The sequence below is a fragment of the Gottfriedia acidiceleris genome, from assembly GCF_002128425.1.
GTDB lineage: Bacteria > Bacillota > Bacilli > Bacillales > Bacillaceae_G > Gottfriedia > Gottfriedia acidiceleris.
Window position 1 is genome coordinate 63,223 of the sequence record NZ_NESS01000015.1, and the last position, 21,414, is coordinate 84,636.

Annotated in this window: 23 protein-coding genes; 14 read left to right on the forward strand and 9 right to left on the reverse strand. The window is 33.0% G+C overall.

Going from position 1 to position 21,414, the window contains the following annotated elements:
* Positions 1–14: 14 nt before the first annotated feature.
* Positions 15–1,001, reverse strand: a complete 987-nt coding sequence (locus B6K90_RS19800) for a Gfo/Idh/MocA family protein (RefSeq protein WP_088014483.1) — start codon at positions 999–1,001, stop codon at positions 15–17.
* A 101-nt stretch (positions 1,002–1,102) separates the two neighbouring features.
* Here B6K90_RS19800 and B6K90_RS19805 point away from each other — a divergent pair, with 101 nt between their 5' ends.
* Positions 1,103–1,687: an LOG family protein gene (locus B6K90_RS19805; RefSeq protein WP_088014484.1), complete on the forward strand. Its 585-nt coding sequence runs from the start codon at positions 1,103–1,105 to the stop codon at positions 1,685–1,687.
* A gap of 339 nt (positions 1,688–2,026) precedes the next feature.
* Here the strand turns inward: B6K90_RS19805 and B6K90_RS19810 are convergent, their stop codons facing one another.
* Positions 2,027–2,269 (reverse strand): transporter suffix domain-containing protein, encoded by a 243-nt coding sequence (locus B6K90_RS19810; protein WP_056468839.1) that lies wholly within the window; start codon positions 2,267–2,269, stop codon positions 2,027–2,029.
* 109 nt (positions 2,270–2,378) lie between these two features.
* On the opposite strand from B6K90_RS19810, the gene B6K90_RS19815 reads away from it, so the two are divergent.
* Together B6K90_RS19815 and B6K90_RS19820 are read left to right on the forward strand one after the other, a co-directional pair.
* Positions 2,379–3,302: an ABC transporter ATP-binding protein gene (locus B6K90_RS19815; RefSeq protein ID WP_088014485.1), complete on the forward strand. Its 924-nt coding sequence runs from the start codon at positions 2,379–2,381 to the stop codon at positions 3,300–3,302.
* Positions 3,295–4,260 carry an ABC transporter permease gene (locus tag B6K90_RS19820; RefSeq protein ID WP_167555441.1) on the forward strand — a complete coding sequence of 322 codons (966 nt, stop codon included), beginning with the start codon at positions 3,295–3,297 and terminating at the stop codon, positions 4,258–4,260. The genes B6K90_RS19815 and B6K90_RS19820 overlap by 8 nt, the downstream gene beginning before the upstream one ends.
* 40 nt (positions 4,261–4,300) lie before the next feature.
* Here the strand turns inward: B6K90_RS19820 and B6K90_RS19825 are convergent, their stop codons facing one another.
* Entirely contained in the window at positions 4,301–4,543 is a 243-nt protein-coding gene (locus tag B6K90_RS19825; protein WP_088014487.1) for a hypothetical protein, read from the reverse strand.
* 166 nt (positions 4,544–4,709) lie between these two features.
* Positions 4,710–5,303, reverse strand: a complete 594-nt coding sequence (locus B6K90_RS19830; RefSeq protein ID WP_088014488.1) for a TetR/AcrR family transcriptional regulator — start codon at positions 5,301–5,303, stop codon at positions 4,710–4,712.
* 160 nt (positions 5,304–5,463) lie between these two features.
* On the opposite strand from B6K90_RS19830, the gene B6K90_RS19835 reads away from it, so the two are divergent.
* The 7 genes from B6K90_RS19835 (at position 5,464) to B6K90_RS19865 (ending at position 11,786) form a co-directional block, all read left to right on the forward strand.
* On the forward strand, positions 5,464–6,348 hold the full coding sequence (locus B6K90_RS19835; RefSeq protein WP_088014489.1) for an ABC transporter ATP-binding protein: 885 nt from the start codon (positions 5,464–5,466) through the stop codon (positions 6,346–6,348).
* Positions 6,349–6,354: 6 nt separating this feature from the next.
* A complete protein-coding gene (locus B6K90_RS19840) occupies positions 6,355–7,152 on the forward strand; it encodes an ABC transporter permease subunit (RefSeq protein ID WP_088014490.1) in 798 nt (265 codons plus the stop codon).
* Between the two features lie 23 nt (positions 7,153–7,175).
* Positions 7,176–7,970 carry an ABC transporter permease subunit gene (locus tag B6K90_RS19845; protein ID WP_088014491.1) on the forward strand — a complete coding sequence of 265 codons (795 nt, stop codon included), beginning with the start codon at positions 7,176–7,178 and terminating at the stop codon, positions 7,968–7,970.
* 173 nt (positions 7,971–8,143) lie between these two features.
* Positions 8,144–9,418, forward strand: a complete 1,275-nt coding sequence (kynU, locus tag B6K90_RS19850; protein WP_088014492.1) for a kynureninase — start codon at positions 8,144–8,146, stop codon at positions 9,416–9,418.
* Between the two features lie 12 nt (positions 9,419–9,430).
* Positions 9,431–10,054, forward strand: coding sequence for an arylformamidase (gene kynB, locus B6K90_RS19855; protein ID WP_088014493.1), 624 nt, complete (start codon positions 9,431–9,433; stop codon positions 10,052–10,054).
* Positions 10,055–10,066: 12 nt separating this feature from the next.
* The gene (locus B6K90_RS19860) at positions 10,067–10,765 is read left to right on the forward strand and encodes a tryptophan 2,3-dioxygenase family protein (protein WP_088014494.1); all 699 of its coding nucleotides are present in this window, start codon (positions 10,067–10,069) and stop codon (positions 10,763–10,765) included.
* A gap of 136 nt (positions 10,766–10,901) precedes the next feature.
* Positions 10,902–11,786: a cation diffusion facilitator family transporter gene (locus B6K90_RS19865; protein WP_088014515.1), complete on the forward strand. Its 885-nt coding sequence runs from the start codon at positions 10,902–10,904 to the stop codon at positions 11,784–11,786.
* A 70-nt stretch (positions 11,787–11,856) separates the two neighbouring features.
* Here B6K90_RS19865 and B6K90_RS19870 read toward each other — a convergent pair whose 3' ends face one another.
* The 4 genes from B6K90_RS19870 to B6K90_RS19885 all read right to left on the reverse strand — a co-directional run bounded on the left by B6K90_RS19870 (position 11,857) and on the right by B6K90_RS19885 (position 15,489).
* Positions 11,857–12,816: an ABC transporter permease gene (locus tag B6K90_RS19870; protein WP_268875917.1), complete on the reverse strand. Its 960-nt coding sequence runs from the start codon at positions 12,814–12,816 to the stop codon at positions 11,857–11,859.
* Positions 12,817–12,841: 25 nt separating this feature from the next.
* Positions 12,842–13,759, reverse strand: a complete 918-nt coding sequence (locus B6K90_RS19875) for an ABC transporter ATP-binding protein (RefSeq protein WP_088014496.1) — start codon at positions 13,757–13,759, stop codon at positions 12,842–12,844.
* Entirely contained in the window at positions 13,752–14,570 is an 819-nt protein-coding gene (locus B6K90_RS19880; RefSeq protein WP_088014497.1) for a GDSL-type esterase/lipase family protein, read from the reverse strand. The genes B6K90_RS19875 and B6K90_RS19880 overlap by 8 nt, the downstream gene beginning before the upstream one ends.
* A 115-nt stretch (positions 14,571–14,685) precedes the next feature.
* Entirely contained in the window at positions 14,686–15,489 is an 804-nt protein-coding gene (locus B6K90_RS19885; protein ID WP_088014498.1) for a formate/nitrite transporter family protein, read from the reverse strand.
* A 342-nt stretch (positions 15,490–15,831) separates the two neighbouring features.
* Between B6K90_RS19885 and B6K90_RS19890 the strand changes: the two genes are divergently transcribed.
* Positions 15,832–16,092 carry a DUF2573 family protein gene (locus tag B6K90_RS19890; protein ID WP_235821860.1) on the forward strand — a complete coding sequence of 87 codons (261 nt, stop codon included), beginning with the start codon at positions 15,832–15,834 and terminating at the stop codon, positions 16,090–16,092.
* Positions 16,093–16,284: 192 nt separating this feature from the next.
* A complete protein-coding gene (locus B6K90_RS19895) occupies positions 16,285–17,202 on the forward strand; it encodes a proline dehydrogenase family protein (protein WP_088014500.1) in 918 nt (305 codons plus the stop codon).
* A 177-nt stretch (positions 17,203–17,379) separates the two neighbouring features.
* On the opposite strand, the gene B6K90_RS19900 is transcribed toward B6K90_RS19895, so the two are convergent.
* On the reverse strand, positions 17,380–17,520 hold the full coding sequence (locus tag B6K90_RS19900; RefSeq protein ID WP_088014501.1) for a YuzL family protein: 141 nt from the start codon (positions 17,518–17,520) through the stop codon (positions 17,380–17,382).
* A 250-nt stretch (positions 17,521–17,770) separates the two neighbouring features.
* Between B6K90_RS19900 and B6K90_RS19905 the strand changes: the two genes are divergently transcribed.
* Both B6K90_RS19905 and B6K90_RS19910 read left to right on the forward strand, forming a co-directional pair.
* Complete coding sequence (locus tag B6K90_RS19905; protein WP_088014516.1) at positions 17,771–20,152, forward strand: 3-hydroxyacyl-CoA dehydrogenase/enoyl-CoA hydratase family protein; 2,382 nt, start codon at positions 17,771–17,773, stop codon at positions 20,150–20,152.
* Positions 20,153–20,172: 20 nt separating this feature from the next.
* Positions 20,173–21,348: an acetyl-CoA C-acetyltransferase gene (locus tag B6K90_RS19910; protein ID WP_088014502.1), complete on the forward strand. Its 1,176-nt coding sequence runs from the start codon at positions 20,173–20,175 to the stop codon at positions 21,346–21,348.
* Positions 21,349–21,414: the final 66 nt, after the last annotated feature.

Here is a 21,414-nt window from a genome sequence, read left to right on the forward strand (position 1 = left end):
TTGGACTTTAAACACTAATTCTTTTCAACTCCAAAAACAATTCCGCCTTGCTTTCTCGCAGATTCAGTTACTGTTAATACTAGCTTGCTAAGCTCTTTTAATTTTTTATATTCAGTTATATTTGATTTTTTTATTATGCTTGTAATATTTTGGATTTCATATAGCATATCATTTGGTACTTGGCTAACTTCCAATGAATCTCGTTGCTTTGATTTATGGTTAATTAAAGTAATTTTTGAAATTGGAGATGGTTTATCAAGAACTAAAGTTCCAATTTCACCAGTAATTTCACTTTCAATATATGATTGAGAGACTTTAGAGCATTGGATGCTACAAGTGAAGTTTTCATAATTTAATACTAATGTTCCACTACCATCAATACCAGTGCGTAATTTTACAGGTATGTAATTTACTGAAGCTGGTTTTCCGAATAAACCAATCGCTACATAAATTGGATAAACACCTAAATCGACTAATGCCCCACCAGAAAATTCGGGAGAGAATACATTTGGATTCTCGCCTCTAAGGAATGCATCATATTTAGAAGAATATTGTAAATAATGCAGATTAGCACTTCTAATTTGGCCGATTTTTCCTAGACCTTCTTTTAAAGCTGTAAAGTTTGGCGAGTGGAAGTTACGAATTGCTTCAAATAAATAAACTCCATTTTCTTCTGCAACACTAAAGGCATGATCTAATTCATTAGTTGTAGAAAAAATTGGTTTTTCACAAATGACATGTTTTTTGTTTTTTAATAATAAAATGGTTTGTTCATAATGCAATGAGTTCGGCGATGCTATGTATACTACGTCGATATCAGGGCTTGTTGCTAACTCTTCAATGTTCGTAAAAAAATTAGGAGCGTTGTGCTTTGAGGCAAATGCTCTTGCAGTTTCTTCATTTCTAGAATAGATCGCAGTTAAATTAAGCAATTTACTATCCTTTGAAGCTTCGATAAAACTTTCTGTAATCCAGCTTGTTCCAATGGTACCTAAATTCATTTTTTCAACTCCTAAAAAATAATTAGTTAACTTTATCTTTACAATCCTAATCGAAAGATATGTTAAAATAAAGTAAAATACATCGAAGGAAGTGACATTTTATGAAGAAAATTTGTGTTTATGCTGGTTCAAATCTTGGGATTAGAGAGTCATTTAGTCTTCAAGCAAAAAAACTAGGTGCCTTATTTGCTAGTAATAATATAGATTTAATATATGGTGGATCAAGACTAGGGATTATGGCAGAAATCGCAAATGAAGTATTAAAACAAGGTGGAAATGTCATTGGCATTATGCCTGGTGGATTATTTCGAGGAGAGGTTGCCCATAAAGGGCTAACGCAATTCATTGAGACAGAATCAATGCATGAGCGTAAAGCTTTAATGAACGAGATGTCCGATGGGTTTATTGCACTGCCGGGCGGAATTGGTACTTTCGATGAATTATTTGAAATTATTTGTTGGGCACAAATTGGAATCCACAATAAGCCAATCGGTTTATTAAATGTTGATAACTTCTTTAGCCCTGTGTTAGATTTACTTAAACATGCTGTAAAAGAAGGATTTATGAACGAGAATACACTTTCATTATTTGTTGTTGCAGAAAATGCCGACGACCTATTAAAACTAATGCAAAACTATGAACCACCTGTTATGCAAAATAAATGGAAGCAATTAGAAGGCAAATAAGTTTTTTGTACTTTGTCTACCCACAATTTTGTGGGTTTTTTGCGTTTTATAATGAGTTTTAATCAAATTCTTGCAGATTTAGAAGGATTGTAGATCAACGAAGTTCACAACTTTATCAACAATGTTCGATATAAATTCGTACTTTTCAGTCTGAATTCACTAGTTATCAACATACAAAATACACTTGAATTTGAATCCTATGAATTTATAAATAAAAATCACTACTTTATAAACATTGTTCACAACTTTATCAACAGAGTTAACATTATGTTGCATTCTATCCACACCCAATATTTTGCATAAAAAAAAGGGCTCTTAATGAGAGCATCCCTTTATCCATCAATTTTCTTGCTTTCTTCTATTTTTAAACCATTTTGCTGGGCTCAATTTTTTACGATAGTTCGTCATAACATCTTTACCTACAAATACTCCACCAATCCAAAACATTCCTTCTCCAAGAATAACTAATAGAGCAATCAGACCAGCTTTTAAGCTCCCAGAAACAGGTAAAAAAGGTAAAGCAAAGATTAATAAATATGGGATAAATGAGCCAAATACTAAGTAATATGGTATTCTTTTCATAAAGTTCTCCTTTCAATTCCTTCCATGAGAATAGCATTAATTATTGAGAAAGGGAAGGGGAAAACTTTATAGTTAATAAGAGATTACTACACATATAGGAGGCTTCAAGATGAATCGAGATATTGTTCTTGAGCTAAAAAGCGTAAATAAGACGATTAGTAATCAAATGATTATTAAAGATATTGGTTTTGAGCTATATAAAGGTGAAGTTTTAGGTTTACTTGGACCAAATGGTTCAGGAAAAACGACGACTATGCGAATGATTGTAGGACTTATGAGTATCACGAGTGGTGAGATTTATATCCAAGGTAATTCGATTAAGGAAAACTTTAAAGAATCAATCAAACATATCGGAGCAATGATTGAAACTCCTGCATTTTATCCTTTTTATAGTGGGTATAAAAATCTAATGTATTTTGCTCGAATGTTAGAAGGTGTTTCAAAGGAGAGAGTTCTCGAGGTTATTGATTTACTTGGACTTTCGAATGCCATACATAAAAAGTTTTCAACCTATTCCTTAGGGATGAAGCAAAGATTAGGAATTGCTCAAGCGTTATTACATAATCCTTCAATTTTAATTTTAGATGAGCCAACTAACGGATTAGATCCGGCTGGAGTAAGAGAAATCCGTGATTATTTAAAACGTATTGCTGAGGTCGAACAAACAGCAATCCTACTATCTAGTCATCTATTATCTGAAATAGAATTGATTTGTGATCGTTCCATTATTATTCAAAATGGTCAATTTGTTGAATCAATTGAGTTGAATGATAAAAGTGGAGAGAAGTTATTTATCGAAATAGTTGTAAAAAGCACGAAAGCATTTGAAAGTAGTTTTATAAACAAAGATAACAAGTACAAATTTGACATTATTAATGATCAATCAATTATTTTTGAAATAGATGAGGAAGAGATTCCACCATTAATGAAAGAGTTAGTTCTAGCTGGAATAGAGATTTATTATGTAACTCGCAAAAAGGAAAGGTTAGAAGATTTGTTCATTCAATTGACAGGAGGAAATGTCATTGAGTAATTTTATTCGATTAATAGATAACGAATTACGTAAAATATTCGTTCAAAAATCATTTATCATTTCGTTAATTTTATTATTTATCCCAATTATTGTTCTAGGAAGATGGGATTATATAGAGAAGGAAAGAGGAGCAGCCAAGGCTGAAAATTGGAGAACAGAATTACAAATAGAAAATAAAAAGATAGAAGAAGCATTAGCAGAGCAAAGCTCGTCCGATTTACCAGCATTAGCAAAAGAACAGAAAGAGACATATGAAATGAATAAGTATCGTCTTGAACATAATATCTCAACAATTCAACAACACACTGTTTTGGACTTTATGAAAAAAGGTGCGGTCATAACGAACTTTATAGGAATCCTTCTTATTTATTTTGCCAGTAATATGATGTCAAAAGAGCATCAGTGGAAAACGATTAATTTCTTGCTCGTTAAACCATCAACACGAAGAATGATCTATTATGCAAAATTTATAAGTTTGGCAATATTATATTTCATCTTTTCTTTTGCAATCATTATCTACTCATTTATTATAGGTAGTGCATTAAACGGTTTAAATTTTAGTGCACAACCGGTATTACAATATGTAAATAACCATGTAGTAGAGCAAGGTATTTTACAAAGTTTACTACACGATTATTTAATTAATCTACTACCATACATGTTTTTTGTTGCAGTGGCTTATTTCTTATCAACAGTTTTAAGGACAAGTAGTATTTCTTTGTTAATAAGCATAATTCTACTAGCAACCTCAGATGTGATAGCAACATTATTAAGAACAAAAAGCTGGTCTAAGTTTTTACCATTTATGCACACTGATTTAACGGTATACACTAAAGGGATCAATATAGAAAATGGTATGAGAATTGAATTTTCTATTACAGTGTTGGTCATTTATATTTTGCTATTTCTTATTACTGCTGGTGAGCTCTTTAAGAAGAGGGATGTTGCTGGTCAGTAGAAAAAAAGGATAAGGCAAAGACCTTATCCTTTTTCTATTCTTACCTCTCCTTCAGCATTGATCCGTATGGAATAGTGTTAGTAGTAGATGTTTTGTAAATCGAGCAGACGTTGACTTGTGCAGATTTGTTATACTCCCATTTTACACATGCATTTTGGTTGTACCCTACTGATGAATCAGTTGTGAAAAAAATAGTAGCTAGACTGAAAATGGTAAATCCACCGATTAAACCTCGTTTAATTTCATCGCAATTTTCTTTAAACCATAGAATAGTTTTACGCATAGCATCCTCCAAGAGATTAAAATAAATCATAGGTAATTCATTCTATGAGCGAAAAGAGTAAGATAATACAAATCTATGGATGAGGTTACCTAGAAGAATATTCCAAAAAAAAGGCACCTTTGCTCAAGCAAAGATGCCTTTTTTTATTTGCCTTATATTCTATATTTTAATCCTCTTGTTTCAGTAATCCATATAAGAATAAATTCATAATTTCATCTATTACTTCTTTTTGTTGGATATATTGTGAGGTCGTTTGGTCCATATTTAAAAAAGCTTGGCTTAAGACTTGAATATAGATTAATAATGTTTGGTTTTGAACTTCATTTCGAACTAAACCAAGTGAACGTCCTTCATCGATTAACGAGATCAGCAATTTGAATGATTTGTTCATTGTAAAATCTAAAACTAATTCTTGCAGTTCGGGGTCTTTTTTCATTAAAGCTGTAAACATTTCAAGATTAATAATATCCAGACCGTTTTTCTTACGAATAAATAATTCCTTAATTTTTTCATTAAAAGGAATATCACTTGAAAGCATTTGCTTTGTTTCTTCATATTGATGATCCATCAATCGAATAATTGTTGCCTTTAATAGTGCTTCCTTACTTCCATAATAATTGTAAATTGATACTTGTGATACATTCGCTAATTTTGCAATATCTGCTATTTTTATATCATTTAATGGTAATGACAATAATTTAGTTGTACTTTTTTCAATGTTCTCCATTTTTTGTAGAGTTCGTTTTTTATATCCGTCCAATATAGGTAACCTCCGTCATTATCTATACAATAGTATATCATGTTTTGAAATATTTTATTAAAATTATTTCAAAACATATTCTCTTTTTAGTGAATGAGGTATATACTAGTTTTGTAATAATCACATTAGAATATTTCAAAATAATGCGGGAGGTTCATATATGTACGCGATTGAAATTAACAATTTAACGAAGACCTACGGCAATTCAAGAGGAATCACGGATATCAGTTTCAATATAGAAGAGGGAGAAATTTTCGGATTTATTGGTCCAAATGGTGCAGGTAAATCAACTACAATTCGAACTTTACTCTCGTTAATTTATCCTACGAGTGGTAGCGCTAAAATATTTGGAAAAGACTGTGTACAGTTTGCTCCAGAAATAAAAAAAGAAATCGGTTATTTGCCATCTGAAGTTTTTTATTATGACAATATGAAAGTAATGGATTTGTTAAAATACTCAGCTAGTTTTTATAAAAAAGATTGCACGAAACGAATAAAAGAATTAGCTGAAGTAATGGACCTCGATTTAACGAAGAAAATCGATGATTTATCTTTAGGGAATAAAAAGAAGGTAGGGATTGTTCAAGGATTATTGCATGAACCTAAGTTAATCATTTTGGATGAACCGACAAGTGGACTTGACCCTTTAATGCAACAAAGATTTTTTGATTTATTAGAAGAAGAAAACAAAAAAGGAGCTACGATTTTATTTTCATCTCATATATTAAGTGAAGTTCAGCGGTTATGTGATCGAGTTGCAATTATTAAAGAAGGTAAGATTGTAACTGTTGAAAAGATCAGCACATTACAAGAAAACAATTACAAACGATTTAAAATAGATAGTCAAAATGGAATAGAGCCAAATTTCTTCAATATGCCGGGTGTAAATAATACCTCCGTCAAAGGTAAAACGATTAGCTTTATTTTTAAAGGCAATATAAATAAAGTTTTGAAGAAAATAGCGGAAATCGAAATTGAAAATTTGTGGATTGAAGAACCTGACCTGGAGGAAATTTTCTTACATTATTATGAAAAGGAGGCCTAATAAGCAATGAATATTTTTTTACATGAATTAAAAGCTTATCGGAAATCCACCTTTATTTGGACGGCCTCTTTAATGGCAATCGTCGTTTTTTTCTTATCTCTTTTTCCAGCTATTGCAAAGGACTATGTAGAATTCTCAAAAGTGTTGGAGGGTTATCCTGAAGGGGTAAGAAAAGCACTTGGACTTGAGATTGAGAGCTTTGGGAGCGTTTTAGGATTTTATTCCTATGTATTTATTTATATTTCTCTTTGTGGAGCGATTCAAGCGATGATTTTAGGTACTTCGATTGTTTCAAAAGAAGTACGTGAAAAAACAGCCGATTTTCTTTTAACAAAACCAGTAACTAGAACTAAAGTTATGGCTTCAAAAATTTTTGCAGGTATTGTTTCATTAGCGATTACAAATGTATTCTATTTAGCAGCGACCATTATGATGGCGCAGCATGTAAAAACAGCTGATTATAGTAGTAAGTCAATTATATTACTCTCTGTTTCGTTGTTTATTACACAGTTACTTTTTTTTGGAATTGGTATTCTCATTTCAGTTGTATTTCCAAAAATCAAAGCAATTCTATCAATTTCACTTGCTATTGTTTTCGGATTTTTTGTAGTTGGAATGGTAGTTGCTACAGATGAAAGCAATGTTAAACGACTTCTATCACCTTTTAAATATTTTGAACCAAAATATATTATTGCTCATTCAAAATTTGAATCTCAATTTTTGATTGTGTCAATTGGAATAATCATCGTTTCAATCATAGCAAGCTTTGTAATTTATAAAAAGAAGGATGTTCATGCAGTATAAACGAAAGGAAAGGGAGGGTGGAAATGAATATTTTTATTAGAGAAATGAAGACATATCGTAAATCGATTATATTTTGGTGTATCGGTATTGTTTTTCTAGTAGGCAGTGGAATGGCAAAATATAAGGCAACAGCTTCAAATGGCCAAATAACTGAACTTTTTAATCAAATGCCGAAATCTCTTCAAGCGATAATGGGTTCAGGAGAATTAGATTTATCAAAGGCAAGCGGATATTTTGGCATCTTAGTTTTATATTTATATTTAATGGCTACTATTCACGCAGCAATGTTGGGAGCTAATATCATTTCCAAAGAAGAACGTGATAAAACAGCAGAGTTTTTATTTGTAAAACCTATTTCTAGAATTAAGATCATAACTTATAAATTAATGAGTGGTCTAGTAAATATTCTTATTTTTAATGGTATTACGTGGTTATCTAGTGTATTAATAGTTGGTAAGTATAGTAAAGGTGAGGATGTAAACGGCGATATAGCTGTTGTAATGGTCGGTATGTTTATTTTACAGCTGCTATTTTTAGTTATTGGTTCGGCTATAGCTGCAGTTTGTAAAAATTCCAAAAAAGCTGCATCTTATGCAACTGGTATTCTATTAATCACATTTATAATATCAATTGCAATTGATTTGAATGATCGGATTGAAGGTTTGAGATATATTACACCGTTTAAGTATTTTGAAGCGAAAGATACTATGTATGGTGGAGGATTCGACGGAATTTATACAACTATTTCGATCGGATTAATCATTATATTAACAACTGTCACGTATGTTTTGTTTAAGAAACGTGACTTACATTTGTAAGGAAATGCAATTAAATAGAAGAATAAATTGTGTCAAAATCTAGGATAGTAATAATTTGGATTTGTTGGCACTTTTTTTATTAAATATTATATTCAGAAAATATTGACATATATTATTAATCGCAATACCTTTAATATAGTAGGTTATTTTTTGCAAGGGGGTAAAACAAGGGGATGTTTCAACCAACAAAAGAATTTGCAGAATTTCTAGATCAAAAAGATCCTTTATCAAAGTATCGTAATGAGTTCTATTTACAACCTAATACAATCTATTTAGATGGGAATTCTCTAGGACTTCTTTCAAAAAGAGCAGAACAAAGTTTACTAGATTTATTAGATTCATGGAAGACACTTGCAATCGATGGATGGATGCAGGGCGATCATCCATGGTATTATTTTGCGGAAAAATTGGGAGCATTAAGTGCACCGTTAGTTGGGGCAAAAGAGAATGAAGTGATTGTAACTGGTTCGACAACTACAAATCTTCACCAATTAATTGCATCTTTTTATCATCCAAGTGGTCAGAAAACGAAAATATTAGCGGATGAATTAAACTTCCCGTCTGATATTTATGCTATTCAAAGTCAATTAAAATTAAAGGGCTTTGATCCGGAAACTCATTTAATTCAAGTTAAAAGCCGTGATGGTCGAACAATTAGAGAAGAAGATATTATTGAAGCAATGACTGATGAAATTGCATTAATTATTCTTCCAACTGTTTTATACCGAAGCGGACAATTATTAGATATAGAGAGATTAACAAAAGCTGCACATGAGCGTGGAATAATAATTGGTTTTGATGGATGCCATTCTGTTGGCGCAATCCCTCATCAGTTCCATGATTGGGATGTGGATTTTGCTTATTGGTGTAATTATAAATATTTAAATAGCGGACCAGGTGGAGTAGGAAGTTTATTTGTTCACGAAAAGCATTTTGGGACAATGCCTGGATTAGCTGGTTGGTTCGGATCAAATAAAGAAAAGCAGTTCGATATGAAGCATGAATTTGTTCCGTCTGATACAGTTGGTGCTTATCAAATTGGTACACCACATATTTTAAGTATGGCACCGCTTGTTGGCTCACTTGAAATGTATAAAGAGGCTTCGATTGAGAAAATCCGAGAAAAGTCTTTACACAGTACAGCTTATTTAATGAGCTTAATCAATGAAGAATTATGTGACTTTGGTTTTACAATTGGTAATCCACTTGAAGATTCATATCGAGGTGGACATGTTTGTCTTGAGCACGATGATGCTGCAAGGATTTGTAAATCATTAAAGTTAAATGGAATTGTTCCTGACTTTAGGGCACCAAACGTAATCAGATTAGCACCAATCGCATTTTATACTTCTTATACAGATGTTTGGAATAGTGTACAAATCTTAAAGAAAATCATGGTTGAGAAGCAATATGAACAGTTTAAGAATGAACGAGAAATCATCGCTTAGGAGTTGAATGCCATGCCATTAATAGATATATCAAGAAGACTCGAAGATGGTATGCCTGTATGGCCAGGTGATACGAATTTTTCATTCCAATTGAGTTGGACAAAAGAAGAAAGTGGCTCTGTTAATGTTGGGAAGTTAACTTTAAGTACCCACACGGGAACGCATATTGATGCGCCATTTCATTTTGATGAAAATGGTAAGAGAGTCATAGATTTAGATCCTAATTTATATGTAGGGATTGCAAAAGTAATCGAGCTGATTGAAGTAGATAGTATTAAAAAATCGGATTTAGAAGCTTTTCAATTAGATGGTGTAGAACGTTTATTAATTAAGACAAATTCATGGAAAAATGATAGCGTTTTCCCAGAGAGAATTCCACATATTGAAAAGGATGCAGCAGAGTTTTTACACGAAAAAGGCGTTAAATTAGTTGGAGTAGATGTACCTTCAGTAGATCCACTTGATAGTAAGGAGTTAGAAGCACATCATGCTCTTCATCATGCCGGTATTCATATTCTTGAATCAATTGATTTAAGAAATATAACTCCAGGTGAATATGAACTTATTGCATTACCATTACCATTAACAGATGCAGATGGTAGTCCAGTACGAGCAGTATTACGTAAATTAGTATAGGGGGATTTAGAAATGACACAAGAGCAAAAAAAACTGACAGATTACGAGAAGTATATTCGAACAGAAGAATTATTAAGTTTACAAAAATCTGATGAAGAATTATTTTGTCCAGATGAATTAACGTTTCAAACAGTTCACCAAATTGCTGAGTTGCATTTTAAATTAATCATCCAATCTATTCATTTTGCAGATAAACATATGCGTGCAAAAGAGATTACAAAAGCATCACATCATTTACAACGCATTAATAATCACCTTGTACATTTACCAGCAGTTTTTGATATGGTAAAACTAGTAAGTCCAAGCGATTATCATATTATTCGTTTAGCACTAGGAAGAGGTAGCGGTCAAGATTCTCCAGGATTTAATGAAATCTTAAAATTAGGTCCAACACTTTGGCAGCCATTTAAAGATCTATTAGATGAAAATTTACTTACACCTGTTCAATTACACCAAGATGCAGCTAAAAACTTTGAGTTATTTCAATTGATGCAAGAATTAACTTGCTTTGATGAAAGATTCCAGTCTTTCCGCAGACAACATATTCAACTTGTACGCCGAATGATTGGTATGAATACAAAGAGCTTAAAAGGAGTACCTGCAGAAGCATTAGAACGTGCTGTTCGATTTGAATTTTATCCTGAATTATGGCAAACAGTTTGTGACTTAACAGATTTAACTGGATCAAGCTATAATCCGAAGCCACTATAATTTAGATGTAAGATGGGAAAAAGACAAATACAAAGCAGATTCGATTATTCGGGTCTGTTTTTTTTACTTAAAATGGAAAAATTGCATTATGGGTATGATAAGCCCATATGATTTTTTATTAGGGCGGGGTGAGTTCATGGAGAAAAATCTTCAAAAGCAATTAGACTATGCTGCTTTTTTAAGTGTTATTTCCTATTTAGTTCTTGCCACAGTAAAAGTACTCGTTAGTTTTTATACAAATTCTAGTGCTCTTTTAGCTGATGGACTTAACAATGTGACTGATATAGGTGCGACTTTGGCTGTATTTATTGGAATAAGGATCGCAAGAAAACCGAGAGACTTAGACCATCCTTATGGACATTCGAGAGCGGAGCAAATAGCTACCTTAATTGCGTCTTTTATTATGATGTCAGTTGGTTTACAGGTTATCATTGAAAATATTCGGTCACTTTTCGTTGGGAAATTTGAGACTCCGAATAGACTAGCAGCTGTAGTTGCATTTGCTTCCGGAATTTTTATGTTTGGCATTTACTTTTATAATAATAAAGTTGCCAAGAGAACGAAGAGTAAAGGGCTTGAGGCTTCTGCAAAAGATAATTTATCTGATGCATTAGTTAGCTTCGGAACGACGATCGGTGTTCTTGGTGCTTCGATTGGTTTTCCTATTATCGATCCAATTGCGGCCATTTTAGTAGGTGTCATTATTTGCAAAACAGCATGGGAGATTTTTTACGATGCTACCTTACTGCTAACGGATGGATTTGATCCAGAAGAAATGAATCTTTTTACGGAAACAGTCGATAAGGTACCAGGAGTACATAAAGTTGTAGATTTAAGAGCAAGAATGTATGGGAATACAACGATTGCAGATGTAGTCATAGAAGTAGACGGAGGAATAGATGTGAGTAAAAGTCACGGCATCACGGACCAAATCGAAATGATATTACAAGAACAGCATGGAATTCAATATACTCATATCCACGTGGAACCATTAAGGTCAGGGAGAGCAGGAAAGGATTAAGGACTGATAAAACAGGAAAGGAGGGGATAGGATCGGAAAAGAATTTAAACTTTTTCGATCCCCTTTCTATTTAATTCATATCTTGCTTAATAAATACGATGAAAGAGATTATTAAAGCTGATATTCCCCATATTGATAAATTCATTAGAGAGAAGTGCATGTTTAGTCCTTCTATGGAAGGGAGCTGACCGGCTAAGTAGTCAGTCAGACCAAGGTTTACACTAAAGAAGTACTTAGCTCCTGACCATGATGTAGCTAGTCCGCTTAAGACGCTACCTGTAATTAGAGCGGCTAGCATTATTCCCATTGCAGCTGGTGTCGTTCTAACTAATACTGATACCATAAATGATAGAGTTCCAATTACAATACATACGAACCAAGCAAGTCCAAAGGCCATTATAATGTATTGCCATTGAGGAATCAGTTGAACTGAATCGGTTAGTAGCTGGTTATTTTTGATGACAAATCCTGTTAACACAGGTACCGTCCAGCCTTTAAAGCTGAAAACAAATCCTGAAACGACATATGCCAATAAACCGTATAGAACGAGAAGAAAGGAGATTAATAAACAAATTGATATGTATTTACTAAGTAAAACCTTCCACCTTTTGATGGGACGGGTTAGTAGTATTTTTATCGTACCGTCGCTTTTCTCACCAGATATAATATCGATTGTGATGACCATGACCAATAAAGGTAGAAGTAGCCATCCAATACTTTGTTCAATTAACTTTCGTATAAATGTAGGTGCACCTGGCGTAGTAGGATTTATGTCATTATCCAAATAATATTGCTCTTGATCAATTTGAACCTTTAACCAACTTTTCCACTCTTCAGGTATTCCTGATGAGTTTAATCTATTTTGTTGGTCGACTATTTTTTGTTGAAGTGCTACTTTCCAATTATCAGTACCTAGTCTTTTAATTGTTTCTTCAGTTTGTTGCAGTTGAGCATAAACAAAAATGGGGATTAGCACTGCTAAAATGAAAAAGATAACAAGTATTCTTCTTTTCCTAACCATTTTTTCAATTTCGTTAAAGACGAGTCTAATTAGTTCAGCCACGAACTTCGCCTCCAGTCATTTCCATGAATAAATCTTCCAATGTTTCAGACATGGTTTTAACGCCATGTACTTGTACATCTTCTGCTACGAATTGTTGAATGACCTCATTAATTTTGATAGGCGACATTCGGCATAGAATAAGCTCATCCTTTATTAATATATCTTGAATCGTAGAATCCTTTTTTAATAAATCCAGAGCTTTTTGTATCGGAGAAACTCGCCATTCAACTCTTTCAGCAGCTTCCTTTACTAATTCTTTTACTGTAGAAACTCTAACCATGTTTCCTTTATTTATAATTCCTACGCGATCACAAATCATTTCTATTTCACTTAATAAATGACTTGAAATAAATACACTTATATTTTGCTCTTTTACAAGCATATGAATAAATTCACGTAATTCACGGATACCAGCTGGGTCTAATCCATTTGTTGGTTCATCTAAAATAAGAAGTTTTGGGCCTCCAAGTAATGCTTGAGCAATTCCTAACCTTTGTTTCATTCCGAGTGAATAAGTTTTTACTTTTTCATGAATCCGATCGGTTAATTTTACTAAATTTACGACTTCGGTTATTTTTTTATCATCTATAATTCCTAACATTCTCGCAAATTGATTTAGATTTTCCCATCCAGTTAAATAACCGTATAATTCTGGATTCTCTACAATACATCCAATTTGTCGCATCGCTTCTTTGAAATGAGTTTTAACAGGATAACCAGCGATTTCAATTGTTCCTTTTGTTGGTTTGATTAATCCGACTAGCATACGAATAGTTGTTGTTTTTCCAGCTCCATTTGGACCTAGAAAGCCAAAAACTTCACCTTCATACACTTCAAATGAAATTTTATCGACTAGTACTTTTCCTTTAATGCTTTTTGTAACACCATCTAATTTGAGAACTTTATTCATTCGACTCACCTCGAAGCTGACTTCCTATTTTACTAGTTAAGCGATTTGCCATTTCAATATAACCGTCTCTGTTTGGATGAAAATGGTCAGTGTACAAATATTTCTTTTCTTCATTAAAAAATAAATCGAATGTTGGAATGACGTATGTATTATTAGTTTGAAGCACCGATAATTCGAGTAGATTGTTCCATCTCGAAACAAAACTTGACGATGCATCTAAACCTTGAACATTATGAAATGGATTATAATAGCCAAACGCATAAATAGATGCTGTAGAATTTTTTTGACGTATTAGTTTAAAAATTGTTTGTAGATTATTCTTAAACGTTTTTTCATCTGGTCGATATGACTTTAAAAATTGTTCATTTAATTGATTAGCGCCAGGGAATAAATCATTACTTCCAATGGAAAGAACGATTATGTCCGCAGAGCCGATCGTTTCTTGTATATTTTTTTTCTTTAAATCATTAAGTAAATTTGATGTTTTTGCACCACTAACAGCTAAATTGGAAATAGTTGTTGATTGTTTATACTCTTTTTGAAGTATGGTTTTTAATCTTCCTACATATCCTGTTCCTTCATCATCACCGACACCACGTGTAAGAGAGTCTCCTAATGCAACAATCTTTAGTTTATCGTTTTTGTGAACGCTGTCATTTTGATCATTTTTCTGAGCATTATTGTTCACGATTAGTTTGCTTTTCTGTGGATTTAAAACTGTATAAGCACCTTTCACGAAGCCATATGATAATAAAAGGAAACAAAGTAATGAAATGAACATAATAAATCGAACAAAATTATTGTATTTCAAATTTCACACCACCAAAAAAGGAAAAATTTTCATTATAAAATCATTATTACCATAATAAAATTAGATTTGCACGAAAAAACCTGTCTTCAAAAAAACAAAGACAGGTAGTTTAGTTTTATGAAACGCGCTTTAATTCTTTTACTTTTAATTTTCGTTCATTATTCAAGAAGTAATATGCCATTCCGACACCAACTGAACCACCAATAATATTTCCGAATGTAACTGGAATTAAATTATGCAATATATCACTAAATGTAAAGGCTACATTATGTGGCATAATATATGATAATGTAAAGACGGCAATATTTGCGATACTGTGTTCATATCCAGAGAAGAAGAAAGCAAATACTAATAAAAAGATCAGTAACATTTTCGCCAGATCATCTTTAAATCTAGTTGGTAAAAAACAAGCAAGACATACAAGCCAGTTACATAAAACACCTTTAAAAAATAATTGAAAAGATGATGCATGAATTTTATGGTCGACTACACTAGTTAAAAAGTGATCAGCTGGAAAATCTTTTGCTAAACCAGTAAAAAAATAAATAAACGCAAAAATAAATGCTCCAATAATATTGCCTGTGTAACATGCAATCCAGTTTTTTACTAAATCTAGTTTTGAAGTTTTTTTAGCTAATGTTGAGAAAGTAAAATACATTGTATTACTAGTAAATAACTCCCCACCACCATAAATAATCATAATTAATGCTGTAGAGAAAACGAGTGGATAAGCTACAGATGAAAAGGGTGAATTCTGCAATCTAAATAATTCTGCTAACTTTAAACAGACAATTAATATAAAGCTTATATAAATAGAAGCTAATGCAGCACGTGTTAAATATTTAACTAAGCTTTGATCAAGGATTTTCTTTTTTTTAATGGCTAATTCGATACAATATTGGATACTATCACGTTCCAAATAGGTTCACTCCTTGGGCTCTTTATAAACACATACATAGTATACAAATAAAAAACGATTGTAAGTTTGTGAAAATGTGAACAAATTATGAAATTGAGCTCACTAGATGTTTAAGGCGAGAAGGATCAGCGTAATGCAATTCGGCAAGTGAAAATTTTTTGTTGGAAATCAACTTACACATACAAAAATTCAAATAATATATTATTTTTACTTTACATTTTTTAATAATCATCTAAATACTGGTTGAAGATATAATATAATTTCATAGTAAATAGGTTTAGGTAAAAAAAGGAAAAATAAATTAGATTTTGAAAACATAATAAAAATATGGGAGGGTTTTCGTTGGAAAATGAATTTGAAGCAAAATTTGATGCGTTACTAAAAAAATATACGGAATTGTTATTAGGAGATTGGTCAGAGGAAAAACAAGCAAAAGTGGAAAAGTGGGTTATGTATACATACATATCAAAATCAATGCCAGCATTAGTAAAACATTGGAATGATACATATCCTCAAGCAAAAGAAGAAGTTGTTAATTTAATCAAAGAAATTAAAGCATTAAATGACCAACATAGAGAGAATATAGCGAACAAAAATAAGTAATAATAATTATCCATAAATTTCAAAGATGACTATAGTCACAAATTATGATACTATAATGTTTAGTAAGGGCATACATTTCTCAATAAACAAAATTCGACAAATTATTAAAAAATTGTTTTAACAAAAATCATTAAATGATACATTTATTATAGATAGAGAGAAAAGTAAAGTTTAAATTTTGGGGGTTAGGAAATGGAACAAGTTATGAAGAATGCTTTTTTATTTATGTCTAAAAATAAGTTTTTAACTAAAATGGCTAAAAAATATGGCCTAAGATTTGGTGCAGCTCGTTTTGTTGCAGGCGAAACAATCGATTTAGCTACAAAAGTTATTAAGGACTTAAATAAAAAGAATTTAAAAGTAACAATTGATTATCTTGGGGAATTCGTAGACACTGTTGAAGAAGCAAATGAAATGGCTGATCACTGTATTGAAGCAATTGAGGCGATTGGAAAAGAAAAATTAAATTCACAATGTTCTCTTAAAATGACTTCAATGGGTCTTGATATTTCGGACGAGTTAGTTTTAGCTAATATGCGTCGTATTTTAGAGGCAGCTAAAAAGAGTGGTGTATTCGTTACAATTGATATGGAAGATTTCTCTCGTTGTGAAAAAACGATTCGTATCTTCAAGCAATTAAAATCTGAGTACGATAATATCGGAACAGTTATTCAAGCTTATTTATATAGAACTGAAGCTGATATCACAGATTTAAATAGCTTAAAACCTAACTTACGTTTAGTAAAAGGTGCTTATAAAGAGCCAGCAGAAGTAGCATTCCCAGAGAAAAAAGATGTGGATGAAAACTTCAAAAAAATCATTAAAATGCACTTATTAAACGGTAACTTTACTGCAATCGCTTCTCATGATGAAGCAATGATTGAGTATACAAAGCAATTAGTAAAAGAGCATAATATTCCAAATGATCAATTTGAATTCCAAATGTTATATGGTATTCGTACTGAGCGTCAATTAGAGCTTGTTAAAGAAGGATATAATATGCGAGTTTATGTTCCTTATGGTACAGACTGGTACGGATATTTCATGCGTCGTCTAGCAGAACGTCCTGCAAACGTTGCATTCGTATTAAAAGGTATGTTCAGTAAATAATTTTAAAATTAAAGAGGCTAACTAAAAAGGATTGAGTGAGGATCCTTTTTAGTCAGCCTTTTTCTCTTTATACAGGATTTTTTGTGATAAGTAGTTATTAGTAAAACAACATTATTCAATTAATAACATAAATCAGTAAGGTCTTAGTTATGCTATTGATTTTTTAGTGAAAAAAGTTTACTGTCCCATATTTTTTTTACCATACTGCTGATTGTTACTTTGTCTTCCTTTTTCTTGCTTTTGATCTCCGTGACTTGCATTACCTTGAACACTTGCTGCACTAACTCCACCCTTTGATGGATTTCTTTCACGTTTCATATCTTATCACCTCCATTTCTTAGACTAACCTATTTAAATAAACTTATTAGTAAAAAATGGAGTGTGATAAAAAAAGAAGAGTAAGGAATTTAGATTATATATAAAATTTTGTTAATTTGAACTTTTTGTTTATTGCGAAAAATAAGAATTTATCATATAGTGGAAGAAGAGGTGCTCATTGATAATGGATTGTTCTATCCAGAAAGTGAATGAGTATTCATTCAAGATATGAGGAGGAGAAATGCATATGATCCAAAGAATTAAAAAAGCCGCTGTACTCGGCTCAGGTGTGATGGGATCTGGTATCGCTGCACACTTGGCAAATATAGGTATTCCTACATTACTACTTGATATTGTCCCAAGAGAACTATCTGAGGAAGATGCTGCAAAAGGTCTTACTACTAACTCCAAAGAATTTCGTAATCGATTTAGTCAAACGGCTATTCAGAAATTATTAAAACAAAAGCCAGCTCCTCTTGCATCTAAGAAAAACTTAGCGTTAATTGAGCCAGGTAACTTTGAAGATGACATGAGTCGTTTAAGTGAAGTTGACTGGATTATTGAAGTAGTAGTTGAAAATTTAGCGATTAAAAAACAAGTATTAGCTAGTGTAGATGCATACCGCAAACCAGGCTCAATCGTGAGCTCAAATACATCAGGTATTTCAATTGAAGCAATGTCTGAAGACTGTTCAGATGACTTCAAGAGACATTTCTTAGGCACTCACTTTTTTAACCCACCACGTTATTTAAAATTATTAGAAGTTATTCCTACTAAACATACATCTGAAGAAGTACTTACATTTATGAAAAGTTTTGGAGAAGATGTTTTAGGTAAAGGTGTTGTATTAGCAAAAGATACTCCAAACTTTATTGGAAATCGTATCGGAACTTACGGATTACTTGTAACTGTACAAGAAATGCTAAAAGGCGGATACAGCGTTGGAGAAGTTGATTCAATTACTGGTCCAATGATTGGGCGTCCTTCTAGTGCGACATTCCGTACATTGGATGTAGTTGGATTAGATACATTTATCCATGTGGCAAACAATGTTTATGAACTAGTAGAAGGCGAAGAGAAAGAAGTATTTAAAGTTCCAGAATTTATGAAAGAAATGGCTAATCGTAATTGGCTTGGAAGTAAGTCTGGGCAAGGATTCTTCTTGAAGCAAGGTAAAGAAATCTTGGAATTAGATCCAAGCACATTTGAATATGGAGAAAGAAAAAGCTTGAAAACAGCTTCAACTGAAAGCATTAAACAAGTTAAAGGCTTGGCAAATAAGTTGAAAGCGCTTGTATACGCTGATGATCGTGCAGGTAATTTCTTATGGAGCATTATTAGCCCGGTATTAGTTTATTCAGCTGAATTGTCTGGTGAGATTTCTGATAACATTGTCGGGATTGACCAAGCAATGAAATGGGGATTTGGCTGGGACCTAGGACCATTTGAAATTTGGGATGCAATTGGTGTATCTAAATCAGTCGTACGAATGGAAAGCGAAGGCCAATCGGTACCAAATTGGGTTAAAAATATGATCGATAGTGGTAACGATACGTTCTATAAACAAGACAATGGAGTTACTAGCTTCTATCATAATGGCCAATATGAAGAGCTAGTTCGAAATGATAAAGAAGTTAAACTAAGTGTTTTAAAAGAACAAGGTCGAATTATTAAACAAAATTCAGGCGCGAGTTTAATTGACCTTGGAGATGGAGTTGCATGCTTAGAATTCCATACAAAGAGCAATGCAATTGGTATGGATATTACGCAAATGATTAACTTCGCAGTTGATGAAGTTTCAAAGAATTATAAAGGTTTAGTTATTGGAAACCAAGCTAAAAACTTCTGCGTTGGTGCTAACTTAGCAATGATTTTAATGGAAGCACAAGATGACAACTATTTTGAAATTGAAATGGTTGTTAAAGGATTCCAGCAAGCAATGATGAAAATCAAATACTCTGATAAGCCGGTAGTTGTAGCCCCTTATGGAATGACATTAGGTGGCGGTGCTGAGATTTGTTTACCAGCTGCTAGCGTAGTTGCTTCTTCAGAAACGTATTTGGGCTTAGTAGAAGTTGGAGTAGGCTTAATCCCAGGTGGGGGCGGTAGTAAAGAGCTTTACATTAAACAATTAAAACAGTTCCCAGAAGGTGTTGAGTTTGACCTACAAGGTCTTGCAAATCGAGTATTTGAGACAGTTGCAATGGCAAAAGTATCGACTTCTGCTCAAGAAGCATTTGAAAATGGTTTCTTAAATCATAATGATCGCAAAGTATTTAATGCAGATCACTTAATTTACGAAGCAAAACAACGTGTACTTGAGTTATATGAAGCTGGTTATAGTGCTCCAATTCGTGAAAAAGTACCAGTAGTTGGGGAATCTGGTTACGCAACATTATTAGCTGGTGCAAATTCAATGTACTATTCAGGCTATATTAGTGAGCATGATTTAACAATTGCTAAGAAATTAGCGTATGTAATTGCAGGTGGAAAAGTACCATTCGGAACGTTAGTAGACGAAGAGTATTTATTAAATATTGAACGTGAAGCATTTTTAAGTTTAATTTCTGAAATGAAATCTCAAGCACGTATGCAACATATGCTTGTTAAAGGAAAACCGTTACGTAATTAATCGGAGATGGAGGGAAGAACATGAGAGAAGCTGTTATTGTAGCGGGTGCGAGAACACCTGTAGGTAAATCAAAAAAAGGATCACTAGCAACAGTTCGTCCAGATGATTTAGGGGCATTAGTTGTAAAAGAAACATTAAAGCGTGCGGGTAATTACGATGGTCCAATCGATGATATCATTTTTGGTTGTTCATCGCCGGAAGCTGAGCAAGGATTTAACATGGCGCGTAATATTGGGGCTCTAGCTGGATTACCGCATTCAGTCCCAGGAATTACAGTTAACCGTTATTGTTCTTCAGGTCTACAAAGTATTGCTTATGCAAGTGAACGAATTATGTTAGGTCACTCTGAAGCTATTATTGCAGGCGGGGCAGAATCAATGAGTTTACTTCCGATGGGAGGACATGTTGCTCGTTTAAATAGTAGATTAGTAGAAACTGCACCTGAATATTATATGGGTATGGGGCATACTGCTGAGCAAGTTGCCAATCGTTATGGTATTTCAAGAGAGGATCAAGATGCTTTTGCAGTTCGTAGTCATCAGCGCGCAGCAGCTGCTATTAAAGAAGGTCGCTTTGTGGACGAAATCGTTCCAGTTGATGTAACGCTACGTTCAGTTAACGCAAACAATAAATTAGAAGAAAAGAATTTTACTTTCTCTCAAGATGAGGGTGTTCGAGAAGGTACATCTTCTGAAGTATTAGCTAAATTAAGACCAGCATTTAATGTGAGAGGTTCGGTAACGGCTGGAAACTCTTCACAAACAAGTGATGGGGCTGCAGCAGTATTAGTAATGGATCGTGAAAAAGCAGAGGCAAAAGGACTAAGTCCATTATTAAAATTCCGTTCTTTTGCAGTAGCTGGAGTAGCTCCTGAAGTTATGGGAATTGGACCTGTTGAAGCAATTCCAAAAGCTCTTAAATTAGCAGGATTAAGCTTATCTGATATTGGAATATTTGAATTAAATGAAGCCTTTGCTTCTCAATCAATTCAAATTATTCGTCACTTAGGTCTTGATGAAGACCGAGTAAACGTGAACGGTGGAGCGATTGCATTAGGGCATCCACTTGGCTGTACTGGTACGAAACTAACTTTATCTTTATTACATGAGATGAAGCGCCGTGGAGAGCAGTTCGGAATTGTAACAATGTGCGTTGGTGGCGGAATGGGAGCTGCCGGAGTATTTGAATTAGTTTAATAGATGTACACAAATAGATTATTAGAATCAGGTCTTTGATGAAGAGAACATCCAAACAAGTAAATA

Bases quoted from the DNA above. Each gene is read 5' to 3' on its own strand.
- kynB (WP_088014493.1), top strand. From the start codon at position 9,431: ATGCCATTAATAGATATATCAAGAAGACTCGAAGATGGTATGCCTGTA.
- B6K90_RS19875 (WP_088014496.1), bottom strand. From the start codon at position 13,759: ATGAATAAAGTTCTCAAATTAGATGGTGTTACAAAAAGCATTAAAGGA.
- B6K90_RS19860 (WP_088014494.1), top strand. From the start codon at position 10,067: ATGACACAAGAGCAAAAAAAACTGACAGATTACGAGAAGTATATTCGA.
- B6K90_RS19845 (WP_088014491.1), top strand. From the start codon at position 7,176: ATGAATATTTTTATTAGAGAAATGAAGACATATCGTAAATCGATTATA.
- kynU (WP_088014492.1), top strand. From the start codon at position 8,144: ATGTTTCAACCAACAAAAGAATTTGCAGAATTTCTAGATCAAAAAGAT.
- B6K90_RS19900 (WP_088014501.1), bottom strand. From the start codon at position 17,520: ATGAAACGTGAAAGAAATCCATCAAAGGGTGGAGTTAGTGCAGCAAGT.
- B6K90_RS19910 (WP_088014502.1), top strand. From the start codon at position 20,173: ATGAGAGAAGCTGTTATTGTAGCGGGTGCGAGAACACCTGTAGGTAAA.
- B6K90_RS19815 (WP_088014485.1), top strand. From the start codon at position 2,379: ATGAATCGAGATATTGTTCTTGAGCTAAAAAGCGTAAATAAGACGATT.
- B6K90_RS19810 (WP_056468839.1), bottom strand. From the start codon at position 2,269: ATGAAAAGAATACCATATTACTTAGTATTTGGCTCATTTATCCCATAT.
- B6K90_RS19825 (WP_088014487.1), bottom strand. From the start codon at position 4,543: ATGCGTAAAACTATTCTATGGTTTAAAGAAAATTGCGATGAAATTAAA.
- B6K90_RS19865 (WP_088014515.1), top strand. From the start codon at position 10,902: ATGGAGAAAAATCTTCAAAAGCAATTAGACTATGCTGCTTTTTTAAGT.
- B6K90_RS19800 (WP_088014483.1), bottom strand. From the start codon at position 1,001: ATGAATTTAGGTACCATTGGAACAAGCTGGATTACAGAAAGTTTTATC.
- B6K90_RS19835 (WP_088014489.1), top strand. From the start codon at position 5,464: ATGTACGCGATTGAAATTAACAATTTAACGAAGACCTACGGCAATTCA.
- B6K90_RS19895 (WP_088014500.1), top strand. From the start codon at position 16,285: ATGGAACAAGTTATGAAGAATGCTTTTTTATTTATGTCTAAAAATAAG.
- B6K90_RS19805 (WP_088014484.1), top strand. From the start codon at position 1,103: ATGAAGAAAATTTGTGTTTATGCTGGTTCAAATCTTGGGATTAGAGAG.
- B6K90_RS19840 (WP_088014490.1), top strand. From the start codon at position 6,355: ATGAATATTTTTTTACATGAATTAAAAGCTTATCGGAAATCCACCTTT.